This window comes from Streptomyces sp. NRRL WC-3549, assembly GCF_000721935.1.
Lineage (GTDB): Bacteria > Actinomycetota > Actinomycetes > Streptomycetales > Streptomycetaceae > Streptomyces.
The window spans coordinates 164,438-165,126 of record NZ_KL585391.1 but is presented as its reverse complement, the minus strand read 5'-3'; the positions used below and the strand labels follow the sequence as shown (position 1 = coordinate 165,126).

General features: G+C 69.5%; 1 protein-coding gene. It reads left to right on the top strand.

The window, feature by feature from the left end; translation table 11 throughout:
- Positions 1–333 precede the first annotated feature (333 nt).
- The gene (locus IH13_RS0109330; RefSeq protein ID WP_031082780.1) at positions 334–567 is read left to right on the top strand and encodes a hypothetical protein; all 234 of its coding nucleotides are present in this window, start codon (positions 334–336) and stop codon (positions 565–567) included.
- The last annotated feature ends 122 nt before the right edge of the window (positions 568–689 follow it).

Here is a 689-nt window from a genome sequence, read left to right as displayed (position 1 = left end):
GATCCCGTCCCCGGCAGGGGGCGGGATCTTTTGGTGCGGTACGGAAATCCGGCGGCACGACCGGCGCTTCCCCCGCTCCGGCGACCGGCCCCGGCGTTCCCTTTGCGACAAAGGCGGGAAGCCGGGACGTCGGCGGGCTGACCCCCTTGCGGTGTCATGGCAGAATCGGAGCGCCGGAGGGGGCGACGGACCGATCGGGAGGGAGCGCGATGCCTGAGAGCCGCGTACGGATCCCGGACCAGCCCCTCACCCCCATGACGTCCCCGGGCGCGGTCGCCCCGCAGGAGGACTCCTCCGTGCGCGCGGCCCACCGCCGCACCCGGAGCTGACCGGATGGGTGCACACAGGCGGAAGTGCGACTGGTGCGGCAGCGGTACGCCCATCGTCAGGGACATGGACCCGGTCAACGCGCAGTACCAGTACTGGTGCGAGGAGTGCGCCCGGGCGCTGATCATCAAGGGCGACCCGATCGAGACCTACCGGGAGTTGGAGGGGGAGCCGATCTACGGCCGGCTCCTGGAGGAGCACTGCACCCTCAAGCGCTTCTACTCCTTCGCCACCGCCTGACGTGTCCGGGGCGCCCGCGGCGGAGGAACCGGGCAGAACGGAAACGATTTTTGTTGCACCGGGTGGACCGTGTAATGTTCTCGATGTCGCCGGGGAAACCGGGTGACAAAGGCAAGGGGCTA